This window comes from Sporolactobacillus laevolacticus DSM 442, from assembly GCF_000497245.1.
Lineage (GTDB): Bacteria > Bacillota > Bacilli > Bacillales > Sporolactobacillaceae > Sporolactobacillus > Sporolactobacillus laevolacticus.
In genome coordinates this window covers 351609-370037 of sequence record NZ_AWTC01000001.1, presented here as the reverse complement: position 1 = coordinate 370037, position 18429 = coordinate 351609, and the positions used below count along the sequence as shown (strand labels likewise).

At 42.8% G+C, this 18429-nt stretch carries 23 protein-coding genes and 2 other annotated features; of the genes, 11 read left to right on the top strand and 12 right to left on the bottom strand.

Annotated features, from left to right (window positions below; genetic code table 11):
* Positions 1-25 precede the first annotated feature (25 nt).
* The 9 genes from nrdR to rplT all read left to right on the top strand — a co-directional run bounded on the left by nrdR (position 26) and on the right by rplT (position 6882).
* On the top strand, positions 26-505 hold the full coding sequence (gene nrdR, locus P343_RS21180) for a transcriptional regulator NrdR (RefSeq protein ID WP_023508708.1): 480 nt from the start codon (positions 26-28) through the stop codon (positions 503-505).
* Positions 506-574: 69 nt separating this feature from the next.
* On the top strand, positions 575-1951 hold the full coding sequence (locus tag P343_RS21175; RefSeq protein ID WP_023508707.1) for a replication initiation and membrane attachment family protein: 1377 nt from the start codon (positions 575-577) through the stop codon (positions 1949-1951).
* Positions 1952-1975: 24 nt separating this feature from the next.
* Positions 1976-2908: a primosomal protein DnaI gene (gene dnaI, locus P343_RS21170; protein WP_023508706.1), complete on the top strand. Its 933-nt coding sequence runs from the start codon at positions 1976-1978 to the stop codon at positions 2906-2908.
* Between the two features lie 117 nt (positions 2909-3025).
* On the top strand, positions 3026-3844 hold the full coding sequence (locus P343_RS21165) for a putative sporulation protein YtxC (protein WP_236620311.1): 819 nt from the start codon (positions 3026-3028) through the stop codon (positions 3842-3844).
* A gap of 575 nt (positions 3845-4419) precedes the next feature.
* Positions 4420-4572, top strand: a complete 153-nt coding sequence (locus tag P343_RS37035) for a YrzI family small protein (RefSeq protein WP_168371015.1) — start codon at positions 4420-4422, stop codon at positions 4570-4572.
* A gap of 267 nt (positions 4573-4839) precedes the next feature.
* Positions 4840-5418: a DJ-1 family glyoxalase III gene (locus tag P343_RS21155; protein WP_023508703.1), complete on the top strand. Its 579-nt coding sequence runs from the start codon at positions 4840-4842 to the stop codon at positions 5416-5418.
* A 60-nt stretch (positions 5419-5478) separates the two neighbouring features.
* Positions 5479-5597, top strand: a sequence feature (ribosomal protein L20 leader region).
* A gap of 56 nt (positions 5598-5653) precedes the next feature.
* Entirely contained in the window at positions 5654-6157 is a 504-nt protein-coding gene (gene infC / locus P343_RS21150) for a translation initiation factor IF-3 (RefSeq protein WP_023508702.1), read from the top strand.
* Between the two features lie 79 nt (positions 6158-6236).
* Complete coding sequence (gene rpmI, locus P343_RS21145; protein ID WP_023508701.1) at positions 6237-6431, top strand: 50S ribosomal protein L35; 195 nt, start codon at positions 6237-6239, stop codon at positions 6429-6431.
* A gap of 94 nt (positions 6432-6525) precedes the next feature.
* Positions 6526-6882 (top strand): 50S ribosomal protein L20, encoded by a 357-nt coding sequence (gene rplT, locus P343_RS21140; RefSeq protein ID WP_023508700.1) that lies wholly within the window; start codon positions 6526-6528, stop codon positions 6880-6882.
* A 229-nt stretch (positions 6883-7111) separates the two neighbouring features.
* Here rplT and P343_RS36600 read toward each other — a convergent pair whose 3' ends face one another.
* From P343_RS36600 to sspI, 12 genes are all read right to left on the bottom strand, one after another.
* Positions 7112-7210, bottom strand: a complete 99-nt coding sequence (locus P343_RS36600) for a YjcZ family sporulation protein (RefSeq protein WP_023508699.1) — start codon at positions 7208-7210, stop codon at positions 7112-7114.
* Between the two features lie 214 nt (positions 7211-7424).
* The gene (locus tag P343_RS36595; protein WP_023508698.1) at positions 7425-7580 is read right to left on the bottom strand and encodes a YjcZ family sporulation protein; all 156 of its coding nucleotides are present in this window, start codon (positions 7578-7580) and stop codon (positions 7425-7427) included.
* Between the two features lie 112 nt (positions 7581-7692).
* Positions 7693-8028, bottom strand: coding sequence for a L,D-transpeptidase (locus tag P343_RS21135; protein ID WP_023508697.1), 336 nt, complete (start codon positions 8026-8028; stop codon positions 7693-7695).
* A 168-nt stretch (positions 8029-8196) separates the two neighbouring features.
* Complete coding sequence (locus tag P343_RS21130) at positions 8197-10089, bottom strand: ABC transporter ATP-binding protein (protein ID WP_023508696.1); 1893 nt, start codon at positions 10087-10089, stop codon at positions 8197-8199.
* Complete coding sequence (locus P343_RS0118425; RefSeq protein ID WP_023508695.1) at positions 10086-11927, bottom strand: ABC transporter ATP-binding protein; 1842 nt, start codon at positions 11925-11927, stop codon at positions 10086-10088. The genes P343_RS21130 and P343_RS0118425 overlap by 4 nt, the downstream gene beginning before the upstream one ends.
* A 109-nt stretch (positions 11928-12036) precedes the next feature.
* Entirely contained in the window at positions 12037-12381 is a 345-nt protein-coding gene (locus P343_RS21125; RefSeq protein ID WP_023508694.1) for a DUF4064 domain-containing protein, read from the bottom strand.
* A 47-nt stretch (positions 12382-12428) separates the two neighbouring features.
* Positions 12429-12725, bottom strand: coding sequence for a hypothetical protein (locus P343_RS21120; protein ID WP_023508693.1), 297 nt, complete (start codon positions 12723-12725; stop codon positions 12429-12431).
* 17 nt (positions 12726-12742) lie between these two features.
* Positions 12743-13480 (bottom strand): sensor histidine kinase, encoded by a 738-nt coding sequence (locus P343_RS21115; RefSeq protein ID WP_023508692.1) that lies wholly within the window; start codon positions 13478-13480, stop codon positions 12743-12745.
* On the bottom strand, positions 13477-14193 hold the full coding sequence (locus P343_RS21110) for a LytR/AlgR family response regulator transcription factor (protein WP_023508691.1): 717 nt from the start codon (positions 14191-14193) through the stop codon (positions 13477-13479). The genes P343_RS21115 and P343_RS21110 overlap by 4 nt, the downstream gene beginning before the upstream one ends.
* Positions 14194-14521: 328 nt before the next feature.
* Positions 14522-15049, bottom strand: coding sequence for a GNAT family N-acetyltransferase (locus P343_RS21105; RefSeq protein ID WP_023508690.1), 528 nt, complete (start codon positions 15047-15049; stop codon positions 14522-14524).
* A 504-nt stretch (positions 15050-15553) separates the two neighbouring features.
* Entirely contained in the window at positions 15554-15646 is a 93-nt protein-coding gene (locus P343_RS37725; RefSeq protein WP_422784799.1) for a putative holin-like toxin, read from the bottom strand.
* A 153-nt stretch (positions 15647-15799) separates the two neighbouring features.
* Positions 15800-16003 (bottom strand): small acid-soluble spore protein SspI, encoded by a 204-nt coding sequence (gene sspI, locus P343_RS21100; protein ID WP_023508689.1) that lies wholly within the window; start codon positions 16001-16003, stop codon positions 15800-15802.
* Between the two features lie 265 nt (positions 16004-16268).
* On the opposite strand from sspI, the gene P343_RS21095 reads away from it, so the two are divergent.
* Positions 16269-17027 (top strand): TrmH family RNA methyltransferase, encoded by a 759-nt coding sequence (locus P343_RS21095; protein ID WP_037593775.1) that lies wholly within the window; start codon positions 16269-16271, stop codon positions 17025-17027.
* 71 nt (positions 17028-17098) lie between these two features.
* Positions 17099-17331: a binding site (T-box leader), on the top strand.
* A gap of 53 nt (positions 17332-17384) precedes the next feature.
* Entirely contained in the window at positions 17385-18422 is a 1038-nt protein-coding gene (gene pheS / locus P343_RS21090) for a phenylalanine--tRNA ligase subunit alpha (RefSeq protein WP_023508687.1), read from the top strand.
* Positions 18423-18429: the final 7 nt, after the last annotated feature.

Below are 18429 nucleotides of genomic sequence, written 5' to 3'. Positions count from 1 at the left end.
AAAAACAGCGAATGAGGTGAAAATGATGCGCTGTCCAAGCTGTAAACAAATGGGAACGAAAGTGCTTGACTCTCGTCCTGTTGACAATGGACGGGCAATACGCAGACGAAGAGAATGCGAATTATGCCATCATCGGTTTACGACATTTGAAAAAGTTGAAGAAACACCGCTTGTTGTCGTAAAGAAGGGTGATAACCGTGAAGTTTTCAGCCATGAGAAAATGCTGCGCGGGCTAATTAAGGCCTGTGAAAAACGTCCGGTACCGCTTGAAAGACTTGAACAACTTGCCAATGATGTGGAAAAAGCACTTCGGGATGCAGGCAATTCAGAAGTGAATAGCCATGAAATTGGTGAACTCGTAATGAATGAACTGGCAAAAGTGGACGAGGTTGCTTATGTTCGTTTTGCCTCAGTATATAGGCAATTCACAGATATTAATGTGTTTGCCAAGAAAATTCAGGAACTGAAAGATCAATTGGAAAAAGAAAAAAACAGCAAAAAGTGACAGATTGAGGAAAGCCGGTTGAATACGGATCTCTGAATTCTGCGCCGGAACGCAGAATGGAGGAATTATATGCTGCAGTCATGGAAAGAAGTGCTGCCCGGTGATCATTATCGCGTTCAAGCGGATGGACAGCTCCATTCTTTTGATCAAAGAGTGATTACATGCCTGTATCAGCCTCTAATTGGTATTGAGGCGGCAAGCATGTATTTTACCCTTTGGCAGGAGATTGATGATTCGGAGGAATTTTTGACACATCATCACCTTATGGGCACGATGAATGTATCTCTGGACCGTATACTCTCAGCAAGAAAAAAATTAGAGGCGATAGGGCTGCTGCAAACGTTGAAAAAGAAAGCAGCGAGTCCCGGTCAATTCTTGTACCGTCTGGAGCCGCCACTGACGCCGGATCTTTTTTTCAAAGACGGATTTTTAAATCTGTTTTTATATCGCCAGATTGGTCCGAGAGAGTACAAGAAGCTCAGTCTGCAATTTGCAGATGTGCCGGTTCAAATCGACAGTTATGAAGATGTATCTGCCCACTTTGATGATGTGTTTGAGTCAATATCGACGTCTGAATCTGTTGATGAAACTATAGCTGCGCAGTCACCCGGCTCATGGAAGGCGCGTGCCGAAGCTCCAAAGATCAGCTTCAGCAACGCCTTTGATTTTAAAAAATTGGATATGCTTCTCTCAGATGCAATTTTATCTGAAGACGCACTGACCGACGAAGTGAAATTGTCTATAGAAAAGCTGGCGTTTGTCTACCAAATGGATCCTTATGATATGAGTCGGGCGCTGCAGGCGGCTGCACTTCACACGGGGACGGTGGATATTGAAAAACTTCGAAAAGAAGTACGCGATTTCTATCTTCTTGAGCATGGACCTGATGAGATGCCTGCCTTGTATGAGCGGACGCAGCCGCAGGAGGAACGGGAAATAAAAGACATTGAGCCCCAGAATGAGGAAGAACAGCTGATTGCGTGGTATGAACGGAATTCTCCCTATCAGCTGCTTGAAGCTCTTGGAAGAGGCAGTAAACCCGCAGCGCCCGATCTGCGCTTGATCGAAAACCTGATGTTTGATACGAAACTGAATCCTGGCGTGGTCAATGTGCTTATTGATTATATCTCTAAAGTTAATGATCATAATTTAAATAAATCGTTTGTCGAGAAAGTAGCTGCCCAGTGGGCGAGGGCGAATGTTCGTACTGTACGCCAGGCCATGACCTACGCGCGTGAGGAACAGAGGAAGCGAGAACAGCAGAAACCAGCTTCGTCAGCTAGATCGACAAAGAGACCGTACCGAAAAACAAGCCAAAACGAGCATCATGAAGTCGTTCCTGAATGGATGAAGAATCAAAGTCAGCAGGAAAAACAGCCAAGCAGCAACGATGATGAAGTTAAGCAGAGAGCGAAATGGCTTGAAGACTATTTAAATAGCATCTAAAAACATGGGGGGAGGGGAGTATGAATGGAACCTATTCAATCTTTATTTAAGGGAATTACCAGTGGAAAAAATGTACAGGAAAATTGGCAGCGTATTGCTAACATGCTTGGAGATCAACCGGCCATTCGAGAATTCGCTGAACATCATCCTGATATTGATTCGGCTGCCTGGTCCAGGAGCCTGTCCCGACTCTATCAATTTGTGGAAGAACAGAAACATTGTGCGCATTGTCCAGGACTTGAAAAGTGCCCGAATATGATGAAGGGCTACAGACCAAAACTGGTGAATGATAAAGGAACCCCCTCTTTGACATTTACATCATGTCCATTACTTGAAGAGCGTGAATTAAAACAGCGGCAAAGTGAACTGATTCGCAGTTACTACGTGCCGAAAGATATTTTACAAGCAACCTTTGAATCTATTGATAAAGAAGACGGTGGACGCCAACAAGCCCTCAAAGCAGCAGGCGACTTTTTGAAAACTTATCTCGAAAATCCAGAGGAAGCAAAAGGGCTCTATCTTTGCGGCCAATTTGGGGTCGGAAAAACCTATCTAATGGGCGCAATCATGAACCGTTTGGCAGAACGAAGGCACATCGCATCGCTGATCGTTTATGTCCCAGATTTTTTCAGGGAAATAAAAGGTGCGATACAGGATAACACGGTTGATACCAAATTGGATGTGCTGAAAAAAACGCCAATTCTCATTCTAGATGATATTGGCGCGGAGACGATCACGCCGTGGGTGCGTGACGAAGTACTCGGTAGCGTTCTTCAGTACAGAATGATGGATCATTTGCCAACACTCTACACATCGAATTTTAACTATGAAGAACTCGAGGATCACTTTTCTTACTCGCAAAAGAGTGGGATCGAGAATGTCAAAGCGAAGCGGTTAATGGAGCGTATTCGGCATTTTACAACGCTGGTCAAAATGGAAGGTTCCAATCGCCGGTAAGTAACTGAGCAACGATTGCGATCAATAAAAAAATTTAATCTGTAAAGCATGAATGCGGACTTCCCCCCATATAGTTTTTATATAAGTTGGGACGGGGAGGATGGACCATTGGAAATTGTGTTTGATACCCAGCAGGAGGCGGCGGATTTCTATAGAAGACTGCCCGCTTCCTTTAGGCAAGTGACCGGTGTGCTGCTTATTAACAGCCGTCTTGCTGTCTTTCCGGAGAAAGCGGCGGATTATAAAGAATTTGCTCAATTAATTACCCGCTATATCATAGAGAAGCATGAAAAAGACTGGATTATGGATATTATTGAAAAACACTATTATTTTACAGAAGCGGAAGAACAAGTTGCTATCTTAAATATTGTTTCCGCTATTTTTGCAGGCGAAAAGAATGATTTACCGCAAATGGAGACACTTAAAGACCGACGTGAAACCATTATGGAATCATTGGAAAGCATATTGCAAGAACACAACACATTCACTTTCCAGTCCATTATCCGTTTTCGTCTGACGGCCTATAAGGAAGCACTGCGCCAGTATGTCGAGATTGCGATCGATGAGTATAAGCTGGAGCAGGAGTATCAGGTGTTTATAGATAAGCTGAGACGTATTATTCGTGCTTACAAGCCTTTATGCGAAAAAATCGAAGTCTACGATGAACATCCATTTAAGCTCTATGATGACCATCATCGGTTGATTCGCAATGTTCAATCTGTGCGCTCTTTTTATCCGCTTCTGAAGCAGTGGGGCATTGAAGCCGAGCCTTCAATAGTTTTGACCTTAATCGCCCTAGCACCGAAACAGGTCATCATCTATACAGATCGGCCGGAACACGGCATGATGAAGACACTACATCGTGTTTTTGAAGATCGTGTATGTTTTGTCACACGAACTTTGCACATCGGAAATGGGAGCGGGTATACCCAATAAAAATGTGTGAATGAAACGCATGCGAAAAAAGACGCCTATTTCCATATTTAGGGGTTTACATTGAAGGATTTACCAATTATAATAAAATAGCAAATTAACGAAAGGGAGGTCATCAAAATGATGACATTTGGAATGAAAGCTACTGTCTCACCAATTGCATATTTTGTTCGGATGACCTCCGTGAACGAATGCTTATTGCACTAACACCAACAGTTTCTGTTTGGTAATCGATAAGAATGAGTCCGCAGGTCACCAATGACTGCGGTCTTTTTATGCTCTTTTTTTGACCGTATCGGCTTACTGCCTTTGCGGTCTTTTTTTACGCTCGTGTATGAAGCGTAGCGCTATGCGTCTCGCTTTTATATAAAAGCTTGCCTGCTGTCAGCCTCATATAGAGGGCAGCGACAAAGTTGATCTTATACAGGAATCCGAAACCATATTGCGGATTTTTGTAATCAAAAATTCAAATGAAAGGGTGGAAGAAAATGCAAATTGCATCCGCAAATTTAAGTACGCCAATTGAACATGCAGGATTTCTAAAAGAAAAAATTCCAAGAACGAAGGGAGGTCATACTATGATGAAATTTAATTTGTTCGCACTCACATTCACAATTTCGATCAGGCATCCTCAATCAGCAAAAGAACGCTATGAAGACCGCAAACGGATTGATGCACTGAGAAACAAAATGCTTGATAAACGCTTCGAATACCAACGTAACATTCGATAATTGATTGTGAAAACGATAGAAAAATGGTAATCAACGATTTTTAAATGAATCGTATGAACCGTGCTTGATGTTTCAGAGGTCAAAAAAATGAACGAACATTACCTAAAAAAAACGATGAGGGGGAGATTAAGATGATGAATAGAATTGCATGGATGGTAACAGCACGCTTTGGAAAGGGTACACAATTTTTATGACTGCCCTCTCTACTTTGATTGGCTGTTCCAATGTGATACGATAACAGCAAAACGGAACAGGGAGTGAGTAAAGATGAAAAGATTTCTTGTTTTGCTTGCAGAAGGTTTCGAGGAAACAGAAGCTGTGACAGCGATTGACGTGCTGCGCCGGGGAGGCGTTGAAGTCGTTCTATGCTCACTTGCCGGCACTTTGGTCGAAGGATCAAGGCATATTGTCGTAAAAGCAGATACAAGCATCGACAGCGAGGGCTTGCTGGATTTTGACGGCATTTACCTTCCGGGCGGTGCCAAGGGCGCAGCCACACTGAGAGATGATGAACGCGTGCAGAAACTGATCCGCTATTATAAGGAGAATGGGAAACTTGTAGCTGCCATTTGCGCTGCACCGATCGCCCTTGAACGGGCTGGCGTGATAAAAGGTGAAACAGTAACCAGCAATCCGGACTTTCGTGATCATATTAAAGAAGCGACATACAGCGAGGAACCCGTAGTCGTTTCCGGAAAAGTGATCACATCAAGAGCAGCGGGAACGACGCTGCCGATCGGATTGGAAATTCTTCGTCAGTTGGGCCTAGAAACAGAAGCGGCGCAAGTCAGCCATGATATGCTGTTTGACTTTTTGATGGAGAACCGCGAGAAGATTCGCGCATAAATCGATTTGGACACTTGCAATGTGGTTATCGAAGTGTTATATTGATATAGGAATTGACAACGAGTAAAGCAGAGGCGCCCGGCTTCTCACCTGTTCGACGCAGAAATGCTGTTGCCAGGTATGGATTATGGACTGAATGGTTAATGCGGGCGTTTTTACGCCCGTATTTTTGTTTGCTCAATAAGCCAACGATTTGCTCAAATTTATTTGGAGGTGGCTCAATATTAGCAAAGATATGATTGTTAACGAGGGGATTCGTGCTCAACAGGTTCGCCTGATTGGACAGAATGGGGAACAGGTCGGCATTAAGTCAAAGGCAGAAGCACTTGCCATGGCACATAATGTGAATCTGGATTTAGTTATGGTTGCGCCAGGCGCTAAGCCGCCGGTATGCCGCATCATGGACTACGGCAAATTCCGTTTTGAACAGCAGAAGAAAGAACGTGAAGCGCGAAAGAACCAGAAAGTCATCAATCTTAAAGAAATTCGACTGAGTCCGAGTATTGAAGAACATGATTTCAATACGAAAATGCGCAACGCCAAGAAATTTCTTGAAAAAGGCGACAAGGTCAAGGCTTCTGTTCGATTCAGAGGACGTGCCATTACGCACTCTAATCTTGGAAAGCAAGTGCTTGAGAAACTCGCTGAAGAATGCGCAGATATCAGTGTTGTTGAGGCGAAGCCGAAAATGGAAGGACGTAGCATGTTTCTCGTGCTCGCCCCGAAAGCCGATAAGTAAGACAGCGATTATAGGAGCAGTTTTTAATAGCAATTTCGGCTGCTTTTAGAAACTGACTCCCACCAGGAGGAATCTTTTTATGCCAAAAATGAAAACACACAAAGGTGCCGCAAAACGTTTCAAAAAGACGGGTACTGGCAAGTTCAAACGGGAACACGCGTACACGAGCCACATGTTCAGCCACAAGTCGAATAAGCAAAAGCGTAATCTTGACCAGAGCGCAATTGCAACAACAACTCTAGCTAACAAGCTCAAGAAACTCATCAACAACTGATCGAAGAAACGAACAAACACGATTTATTTTTTAATGCTTGTTCGAAAGCCGTATTCATGGCTGTTCGAACGGCTTATTCTAGGAGGTTTTTACAATGGCAAGAGTTAAAGGCGGATATGTGACTCGTCGCAGACGCAAAAGAGTTCTTAAATTAGCAAAAGGTTATTTTGGCGCAAAGCATAAATTATTCAAGGTTGCACAGCAACAGGTCTTCAAATCACTGACCTATGCATATCGCGACCGTCGCCAAACAAAGCGTAACTTCCGCAGACTGTGGATCGCGCGTATCAACGCAGCAGCTCGTCTCAACGGCCTGTCTTACAGCAAGCTGATCAACGGATTGAAGGTAGCCGGCATTGAAGTTAACCGCAAGATGCTCGCTGACCTCGCCGTTCACGACGAAGCAGCGTTTGCAACACTCGCTGAAAAAGCAAAAACAGTTGTTAAATAATAAATGTTCATGATACCCCCTTTCGCCTTTTGGTGAGAGGGGGTATTTACATAAAAAATCTAAGCTTCAACGATCACAGTGAGCGCAGCTCAATTTACTTAAGTGTCTTATTTAGTGGCCACCGATATCAGAAATGGATGGAAGCGTAAATGAAAAAGGGCACCCGGGTGCTAGGTGCCCTCTACTCACGAAAGGTGCTAAATGGAGTTAACGGTTAAACGATCCATTATCAGTAGCAGAATGCTGTTCCTACAATGATCAACAGAATGAAAAGAACAACGATCAAGGCAAAGCTATTTCCGTGACTGTATCCACCATCATAGCCCATGAGCGAACAACCTCCTTATCACGTGATAGTTTATCGTATGAAAGTAGGTGCGGAAATGTTATGGATAAATGCACGTGGTGAAAAGCCCATTTATGTTAAAATCAAGGCTTATGAAGTAACAAGCAAAAAGGGTACCTGATGCAAGAAGGGACCCTCTTAAAGAAGCGAAATGAAGCTTGAGCGGCATACGGACTGTTTGGGATGCCATCAATTGTTAATGAACAAATGTTGCTCCGACGATGATAAGTAAAATAAACAGAACAACGATTAACGCAAAACCGCTGCCAAAACCACAGCAGCCTTGGTTGTATCCGCCATATCCGCCTTTGCATCCGTATGAGCCACCGTAATAAGGCTGATTATTAAACAAAGTGCACACCTCCCCATCACGTGATAGTGCAGTATATGAACGAGTAGATGAATGCGGAATAGTTAAACCGCCTAGTTTATTGTGAACTTATAGATTAACCGACCGTTCTGCGTCATTTATGAATAGCAACCTGAGTGCCAGCGGGAGCTTTAGAGGACAATTCCAGGACATCAGCATTAAACATTCTGATACATCCATGTGAAACATCCTTACCAATTGAAGAGGGGTCATTCGTTCCGTGAATGCCATAATGGGGGCGTGACAAGCCCATCCAAAGCACCCCGTATGGACCACCAGGATTATAGTGTTTATTGATAATCCTATAGGTACCAGTAGGTGTTGGCGACAACATTTTCCCTACTGCAATTGGGTAAGTTTTGATGAGACGATCATCATCAAACATCTTTAATTCATGTCGTGATGTTGATACGTCAATCCATATCGCCATGAAATCAGCTCCACCTTTTTAGAATAGTTTATGTAGCTGACTAGGCGTTGGTTAATTGAGAAATAAACGTGAAAGTGCACAAGCGTCGGATAACTTTCGTCCGGTGCTTGTGCACAATCCTGCGAATCTGAAGTATTTTTCTTGATTTGATACCAAAAATTATGAGCTTCAGTTACTGCCTAACACCCTCGCTTTTTCCGAGTTTTCTTTGTAGTATTGCGCTTGGGCATTCCACAAGGCATAATATTGTCCATCCTCATCTTGTATCAATTCGTTATGGCTGCCGCTTTGAATCAATACACCTTGGTTAAATACGAGAATGTTATCGCAGAAGCGGCAGGAGGATAGCCGATGAGAAATGTAGATCGCTGTTTTATCACCGGCAATTTCTTGAAATTTAGAGTACACCTCAAACTCAGCGACCGGATCCAATGCCGCCGTTGGTTCGTCCAAAACTACAAATGGCGCATTTTTATATAGTGCGCGTGCAATCGCAATTTTCTGTTCTTCGCCTCCGGAAATTTCGACACCGTCATCATCGATTTTATAGAGCGGAGTGTCCAATCCTTTGGACATATCCCGGACGCGATCACCAACGCCTGCTTTATCCAGACATTCCATGGCGCGTTCTTTGTCATAATGAACATCGGTTGCCACATTTTGACCAACAGAAAAAGCAAACAATTGGAAATCTTGGAAGACGACGGAGAATAGGTGCAGGTACTCTTGATAGTCATATTTTTGGATATTGATATCATTGAGCAAAATTTCGCCTTCTTGCGGATCATAGAGCCGAGTGAGCAGTTTAATAAAAGTTGTTTTGCCAGAACCGTTTCTGCCGACGACCGCAAAATGATCGCCAATCCTCAGCTTGAGCGAAAGATTTTTCAAGGCATAGATTTCTGAACCCGGATATTTGAAAGACACATTACGAAATTCGATTTCATACTCATTATCGCTTCGTTTTTCAACAGGTAAGCTGCCTTTGTACTTTGGGTTCGGTGTCTCGAGAAAATTAAAATACAGTTCAACATAATCAATATTCTGCCAGATTTCTGTAGCCGATGTAATCAGCTCTGAGAATCCGGTGGTAAACTGGCTGATTGCTCCAACATACTGAACAACGGAACCAATGCTGATCAATCCGACCAGTGCCTTCATACCGATGAATAAGTAGACAAGGCCACTGATCAGTGAGGAGATGGCAGCGCTGATGCCGAAGAAGCGGCTTTGCATTTTTGCCATGTCATGCTCAAACAATTCCTGACTGCTAAGCATAAAGCGATAATAGGATTGAGAAATGAGTTCTCGTTGCTGGTAGATTCGGACATCCTTGCCGAATTTATGATCATCCAAAAGATTGGCATAAAAAGAAAAAATACGGTTTATAGGCATCACACGGTCCATTCTTTTAAAGACCCATTTGCTGAACCGAGTGTTTGACCAGACGGAGTAGGTGGATGAAAGAATGACCATTCCTAGAAGCAGAAGTGACAACCAAGGCGATGCAATAAATGAATGAGAACTATTTGACGAAGATGGAATAAATGCATGAAAAGCAAAAGCCATTGAAAATACGACGGTGCAAAGACTGGTCAAAAATCGATCGGTGAGTCTCGGTAACTGCCAAATACCTCTCCTGTGCATTTGACAAGCTTCATCAATTTTCTGTTTTTTTAAATGGAAGTCGGGCTTCTCCACATTTTCATAGTCCGTACTGAGAATCAACTGATCCATTTCTATTTTTCCGAGATAATAAAGTTGGTAATCCCCCATATCTTTTATATGTTCCATTCCTTTTTGGGCAAGAAAGACGGCTAGGTTCAGAATAAGAGCAAAACCGATGAGAAATGCAAGACGAGACAAGGATCTGGCACCTAGCAATTCGTCGATAATCCGTGCGGTTAAATAAATGGTAATAAACGGATTAAAAGATTTTAGAATTGCTCCGGCGATTGTTGCCGGAAGCAGAGAAGGGACCATTCGTTGAACGATTCTGAATCCCTTCCAGAGATAATTAGTCTTGTCCTTAAATGTAGTTTTATCAGATGACTTGATCAAGACTGCTCACCTCCAACTGCTGTTGTATCCATATCATCCTTATAATAATGACTTTGGATCGCAAACAACTTGGCATACTTCCCTTTTTTCTTCATCAGTTCATCGTGCGTACCGTTTTCTGCAATCTTTCCGTCTGATAGGAAGACAATCCTATCGCAAAACCGAGTACTTGATAATCGATGGGAAATAAAAATGGATGTCCGACCGGAAACAAGTTTTCCGTAGCGTTGATAGAGTTCGTTTTCGGCGATTGGATCAAGCGCGGCAGTTGGTTCGTCGAGAATCAAGACAGGTGATTCTTTATACAATGCCCGTGCTAAAAGCAGTTTCTGAAGCTCGCCTCCTGAGAATTGGGCAGCGTTTTCGTTTACTTCTTTGACAAGCATAGTATGTACATCTTCAGGTAGGCTGCTTATTTTCTCCTTAAGTCCTGCAAGTTTTAGACAGTTTTCAACCTTATCATAATCAATAGGATTATTTAACTGCGGCGCAATATTTTGAGCGATGGTAACAGGAAGTAGATGGATATCTTGAAAAACTGCTGTGAACAGTTGATAGTAATCATCCCGGTTGAAGACGGTCATATCTTTTCCGTCAATGAGAATACGTCCCGATGTTGGATGGTAAAACCCGCAGAGTAATTTTATGCAAGTCGTTTTGCCAGCACCATTCAAGCCGACAAGCGCAATCTTTTCGCCTCGCTTGATATGAAAACTGACATCATTAAGTATCTTTCGTTCTCCGTTCGGATAGGAGAATGTGACATGCTCAAATGTTATTGAACAGGGCCAGCTCTTTTTTTCAGGAAGCGGAGTACCTTCTTCGCGATTATCCCGGTTTTTCATATTTAAATAATTACGGACATCACAGATTTCCAAGCTCATATGCTGAATTTTTGATAATTGATCCGTAAAACCGGTCATCCAGATCGAAAATCCGGCGATGGTTCCGAAATAAAGGGTGAAATTTGCGACGGTCATACGACCGCTCAGTACAAGATAAAGCAGATATACGTAAGCAACACTGTCACGAAGCAGGGTCATGATGCCGATTGATCCATCTGCTAGATAGTGACGCAGGGCAACCCGTTTCAACCAAAGCTGCCGATTGTCCAGGAGGCCCTGAAATCTTTGGCCGAACCAATGGGTCATCCGATAAAGTCTGAGATCTTTGCCGGCTGAAAAATCATCGCATTCTCGGATGAGATAATCCAGCTTTTTCTCTGTCGGTGTCCAGTCATCTTTGTGTTGATGTTCATAATTTTGCGCGTGTCTGGCAAAAAGCAGACCGACGACTGCTGTACCTAGTAAAAAAGCGATGATCAAAGGATTCAACGCAGTCAGTATACTTCCGTAGAGGACAATGCCGAAAAAGTTAGCAACGAGAAGAATCAGTGCCTCTATGATCGCTTCTGTTCCATTACTGTTTGTATGATTGGCTTGAAAAGCCTTTTCTAACCTTTTCTTTCCTTCAGGACTTTCCAGATTTTCGTAATCCGTATCCATAATTTTTTCATACAACAGGCCGAGGTAGCGCAGACGATTTGATGTGACGTTCCAACTGATCCATCCGCTCAGTGATTGGCTGATTACATTGCACAGTACAATACCCAGTGTAATCAGTGCTACTACAGATACAAAATGCCAGAGACTGATTTTTTCGGTGAGGCAGTCGATCACGAGTTTTGGCATCAGAATTCCGAGAAAAGGGAGAAACACCAATACCGGAATCCGGGCTATGGACAGCAAGTACAGTTTCTTATTCCAGTGCCACAAATTGTGAAGAATATAGCCGATATTTTGTATGGTCGAATACTCGGGCTTTATTCGAGGTTTCACGATCATCAACTCCTTATAGCTATACACTAGCACAGCAAATCAAGTGAAAATAAAAATCGTGCACGAATGGTACTCAATTCGCACACGAATGGTTAAACGTATAGTTATATTATTGTTTGTTCACTTTAGGTTTTCTAGCGAGCATCATGATTCCCGCAATTAAAAGTAGTACTCCTGAGATAAAGGATACAGATAAAGTATTTAGAGCACCCATAACAAGAATGAATATTCCCCATCCTTTGCTGTTGTTTTTAATTTTAAATGTACTGACCCAAAGCAAAAACAACATGACAAAGTAAATGGATCCATAACCAATAGCATAGGCCATTGAAAAAGCGAGATCATCAGATCCCCATGATACTTTAGTCAGAGCTGATAATATCTGAATTAACCAAATGAATGTATTTAGAATAACAGCAATGAGAGATAAAACAAATTCCGGCGTCCTGTTCATCGGTAATTCCCTCCAATTATTAGTATTTATGTAATGCCATGTTCACATCATTCATGATTTATTAAAGGGGAAACCAGTAATTTTTTCGTGCGTTTCCATAAAACTCTTACAGATGTAAAAAGCTTTGAGTACATGGGACAGTAGCGCAAGTCTTGGGAGACAAACAGTACCGCAAGCTCAGTTAAAGTGGCAACACAATTTAGCACCTTCTGTGCCGCAAACTTAGTTAAAGTGGCAACACAAATAAGCTTCATCTGCGCCCCCTCATTAGTTACAGGGGAAGCATGATCCAGCACCTTCTGTGCCGTAAACTTAGTTAAAGTAGCAACACAAATAAGCTTCATCTGCGATCCCTCCTTAGTTAAAGGGGGAGCATAATTTCTGTCGCAAATACGCCGGGTTCGTTTTGCCGGTTGATGTAGCCGTCGTATTTTTTGACTAAGCCGTCAATCCGTTTAAGTCCGAACCCATGTCCGTTACCTTTTGTTGTCAGGTATCGCCCTGTTCCCATTCTTTTTAGCTTATCGGGGGCGGAGTTTGTTATAGAAAGATAAAGCTGTTTTTTGAAAACGCCTATGTAAATGCGGATGAACGGTAATTCTTTTCCGTGAAGCGCGCGGCAGCTTTCCAGCGCATTATCGAGCATGTTGCCGATAATGATGCATAGATCAACTTCGCTCACAGAAAGGACAGAGGGAACCTGAGCTTTCGCGTTTACTTTGATGTTTTCGTTTGCGATCAATGAAAGCTTGCTGTTCAGAATCGCATCCAATTTCACGTTTCCTGTCTTCATGACCGTATCAACGGTTTCCAAATCATTATCCAACATATCGAGATAATTTTGCAGCTCGTCCATTTGGTTCAGTACGAGATGAGCCTTCATGGTTTGAATATGATTGTGGTAGTCATGGCGCCAGCCGCGCATTTTCTGATAGATGTTCTGGACTTCATCATAATGTTTAGAGAGCAGATCCTTTTGATAATTATCGAGGCGTTTTTCGACAGAATGCAAGGTTATTCGGTGTACCAGAATGGCTACAAGAAGAACGAGTATGAGAACGATTGGAATAATGGTGAGCACAAAGGTCAATAAGGTCAATGTGGACGTCCTCCCTTGAAAAAGCGGATAAACGCCTGATTGACCTCCGTGTATCTTCGTCTGCTGATTGGTACCCGGTTGCCATTGTCGAGTATCATTTCAGACTTGGCTATTTGGCTTATGTAGTGTAATCCAATGAGATAAGAGCGGTGAGGGCGAATAAAAAGATCGGAATCAAGTTGGTGTTCGAGCAGGTCGATGCTTGATTTAATTTGATAGCTGTGATCAGCCGTAGTCAGTTCAATCGTATGTGCAAACGCTTCGAGGCATATGATGTCATTTTGATTGATACGGATCATTGCGCCATCATATTCAATCAATAAGGTTTTGCTTTCTTTTTTGAGCTTTATTGAGGCACGCTCAAGGACAGCGAAGAGCTTCACTTTCTTAACCGGTTTCATCAGATAATGAAGTGCGGATACTTCGTAGCCCTCGTCCATATAATCGGAAAACCCAGTGATAAAGATGATTGAAAGCGACTCATTACTCCGGCGAATGGTTCTAGCTAGCTCCATGCCATTCAGTTCGGGCATCTGGATGTCAAGAAGCAACGCATCGTAACTTTTGTCTGTGCTCCAGGAGAATAGAAATGACTGCGCATCTGCAAACATTTTTAATGTGATACGTATGCCGCTTTTTTTCGCCCATTCATTTACAAGCGTAGCCAAATATTCTCGCTGTGGCTTGTCGTCATCACAAATCGCAATTTTCATCTTTGTCATGCTCCAACTAAAAAGGTTTACATCGATTATACATTACTCCGATTTATTCAGCCAAGAGTCGCCGGGTGGATGAATGATCGGACTGATAACTGAGAGAATGAATGTGTCCAAAATACGAACAGATGAAAGAGAAAACGTAATCCATCATTGTGATTACGTCATATAAAGACAAAAATCATCCGTGGTATACGCTCTACAACAGCTAAAACGGATGATTCCATCAATTCGATTTTATACGCGATGTACTTATAGTGGATATCGCCTTTTACTTTAGTGTTCTAACACTGGCGATTTATTGTGTGTTCGGAGGTAGCACTTATTATATCAAGCTTTTACTCATCACAACGCTTTTATAATTAGTATGTTGCCAATTCACAGTGCCAACCAGTCGAAATCCTTGATTCGCATAAAATCGATGTAGATGAATTGCTTGTTCGGCTGTATCCAGCGCAAGTTCTTCGGCTCCATCAGTTTTTGCTTCAATTTCAGCACGATTCAACAACATCGTTCCTAGACCATGCTTTTGATACTCTGGAAGAATACCAAATTGTCCAACAACCCCCACCTTTGGCTTCCGATACCAATCGGAGTCGGTTTTCACACCCGGAGCGTAATAAGAGAGAGTTCCGATGATTTGATTTTCGCTTAAAATGATTAAGCATTTTGCTTCTGTGATCCGCTTCAGCGTTGTTTCAGGTCCTTGATGTGAAGCAAGGTAATTGAGCCCCATGTCTGCCAACGGTTTGTAAGCGGCATTCAATAAATGGGTCAACGTAACGACATCATCATCTTTTTGATTAAACAATCGAAATACGAGTCTATCTTTAAACTGTGTTGAGCTTGCCATTACCTCGATCATCCCCGTTTTTTCCGAATATTTCCAAGCTTATGTTCTTAACATAATTGATACTCTCTAATTGTGTCAATCGTATAATGCGACTCTGCTGTGAACAAAAATTAATGAAGAAAGCAGAACAATTTTTTGATAAGGGGTGTAGTATCTTTTTTTATCAGGACATTGTTGAATTTCGGGAATTGATGAATCATATTAAGCGCTAAGCTTGAACCATTATGAAGAGATCAAGGGGGAAATATGTTCAATATGTTTCTGTATCATCAGGTTGACAAAAAGCCTACGTATTATCATACAGATCTGGAAACAATCCTAAATGTATACAGGAACCACCCATTGCATCTTTTTAGATGAACTTGGTATAATAAAGTCATAAGAAACATCGATAAAAACCGCCAGTGCGGGAACACTGACGGTGAGGGCAATATCCGCGATAAGAGCGGATGCAGTGCTTGAAGGAATAATCCATCTCAGCTTCTGCAGAGCATATGAGACGGATTATTTTTTGTTTTTAAACGACACAATCATGAGCACCAACATAGCGAAACTAATCATTAATGTCAGTACCTGATAAGTCGTCAATGGCTTCACCCCCTTTCACAAGGGTGTCACCGCATCCGCTCATATACTTTACTGCCTTTTTAATTATAGCATTTTATGAGAATGTCAGGAACGTACATTCGTAATAAACAGCACAGAAAAAATCGGGAGGATCGTCTCCCGATTTTCATCTTTTAATTGATGTTAAACGCCCTGCTCCAAACGTGTGAGCAATTGATCACGAAATGCGTTGTCCGATTTATTCCAAATGACTTCGAAAAGAACGCCGAGCCCAGGAAGCATTTTTTCCTGCCCATTCTGAATCGCGTCAACGACGGTATCTTGAAGTTGTTGCTTGTTGTTACCTGATAAATTGTGCAGAACTGCACGGCGAATGTCCAAATCCATAAAATCGCATACCCCTTTCTTTGAGCACTTAATGCTGGTGATATGGTATAGTATGGTTAATATGCGGGCATTTATACTGGCAAGCAACTTATGAGGAATTAGTGGAAACCAGTATAAGTAGTCGGATAAAAACGCCACGTCCTGTGGCAAATCCGACATTAGGCCGTCATGGCCGTCACAACTAAGACTTCGCTCATTCTAAGGGTTTTGCGAAGCCAAGTTTACTGATGTACCGTTTTTAAAGGGGTTCTTTTGTGTGCGACGAATGGTGTCTTTGCAAAATGAAAAAGTGAAATTATGGAAAAAATTAAAGATAAGAAAATGGCGCGACCGCGAGCAAAAGTATTTGCTTGAAGGTCCGCACCTTGTGCAAGAAGCGGTTTTTTCGGCACGTGAACGCGTAAATACAATACTGATTGACGAAGGGTTTCATCTTCCGGCTGATTGGCCGCTCGATTCAATTGAAGTTTTTCAAGTCACGCACAAAATCTTTACAGAACTATCGGAGACGGAAACACCTCAAGGGATCATCGCTGTATGCGATATGAGCCGTGCTTCAGTAAAATTGCGTCCCGGTCGCTATCTGCTAGTTGATGGTGTGCAAGATCCCGGCAATTTAGGTACATTGATCCGGACTGCCGACGCATTCGGGCTTGACGCCGTTTTTCTCGGGGATGGCTGTGTGGATGGTCATAATGCCAAGACGTTGCGATCGGCTCAAGGATCTCACTTTCATTTGCCGGTCATTCATCATAATTTGTTCAGTTTGGCGAATGAAATGAAAGAGTTGGCTATTCCATTATATGGATCTTCGTTACAAGGCAATGAACTTCATCAAGCTTCAGTGAGCAGTCCTTACTATGGTCTTGTTGTTGGTAATGAAGGGAATGGAGCATCACCTGAACTGCTTGCCGAAATGGATCTGCAAGTGAAAATTCCGATGGCCGGTCGAGCAGAATCGCTTAATGTGGCGGTAGCTACAGGCATCCTGCTTTATTGGCTGCAGGCGGAGGGGCTTGCATAACCATTTGAAATTGCCTATACTAGGAAAAGATTCTCATCAATTGTTTGCATGAACAATTGAACAACATGAATGAAGAAACTGTGATGGAGAGTAGTAATTCGGCACCGGCATCAAGGGAGAGCGCGTCACCGACTGCAAGCGCGCTTATGAAACGGGCGGAATGAATTCACTCTTGAGTTGCCGTTTGAACACCGGTTAGAGTAGCCGGTCTAGGATGGGCCGGCATTCGCCGTTAGACGTTTTTGAGTGGGCAGTTGTTTTCAGACTGTCAACGAGGGTGGTACCGCGACGCTTCGTCCCTTTTCAGGGACGGAGCTTTTTTGTTTTTACGAAAATAGAGTGAAGGGATGAAGACAGATGTTAAAAGAGAAACTGCTTGAACTGCGTGAACAGGCAATCGAGAACATTGGCTCAGCGGACGGTCTAAAAGCACTTCAAGATGTTCATGTCCGTTTTCTCGGCAAGAAAGGCCCAATTACTGAAGTATTGAAAGGCATGGGCAAACTTTCTGCTGAAGAACGCCCGGTTGTGGGGCAGCTCGCAAATGAAGTACGCAAAATGATTGCCGCAAAAATCGAGGAAAAGAAAGCAGATCTGGAAGCTAAACTACTTGAGATGAAGCTGGAAAGTGAAAAAATCGATGTGACACTTCCAGGACGAAAAACAGTGACGGGCAATCACCACTTACTCGGATCAATCATTCGTGAAGTCGAAGATTTGTTCATTGGTCTTGGATTTTCAATTGAAGAGGGTCCGGAGGTTGAACAAGATTATTACAACTTTGAAGCGCTGAATCTTCCGAAGGATCACCCGGCGCGTGATATGCAGGATTCCTTTTACATTACCGATGAAATTTTGATGCGCACCCATACATCGCCAGTACAGGCACACACACTTGAAAAGCATAAAGGTGTGGGTCCTGTAAAAGTTATTTGTCCTGGCAAGGTGTATCGGCGAGATAATGATGATGCCACCCACTCCCATCAATTTATGCAGATTGAAGGGCTTTATGTGGATCATAACGTGAGACTAAGTGATTTAAAGGGAATTTTAACTGTATTTGCGAAGCACATGTTTGGTGCTGATCGTGAAATCCGCCTTCGTCCAAGTTTCTTCCCTTTTACCGAACCTTCCGTAGAAATGGATATTTCCTGCTTCAGGTGCGGCGGTCATGGCTGTAACGTCTGCAAGGGTACCGGTTGGATCGAAATACTCGGTGCCGGCATGGTACACCCAAATGTGCTGCGTATGTCCGGATTTGATCCGAGCGAGTATACCGGTTTTGCTTTTGGCATGGGACCGGAGCGTATTGCGATGTTGAAATACGGGATTGAAGATATTAGGAATTTCTATACGGACGATATTCGTTTTCTGAAACAATTTAATCGGGCGTAAAGGGGAG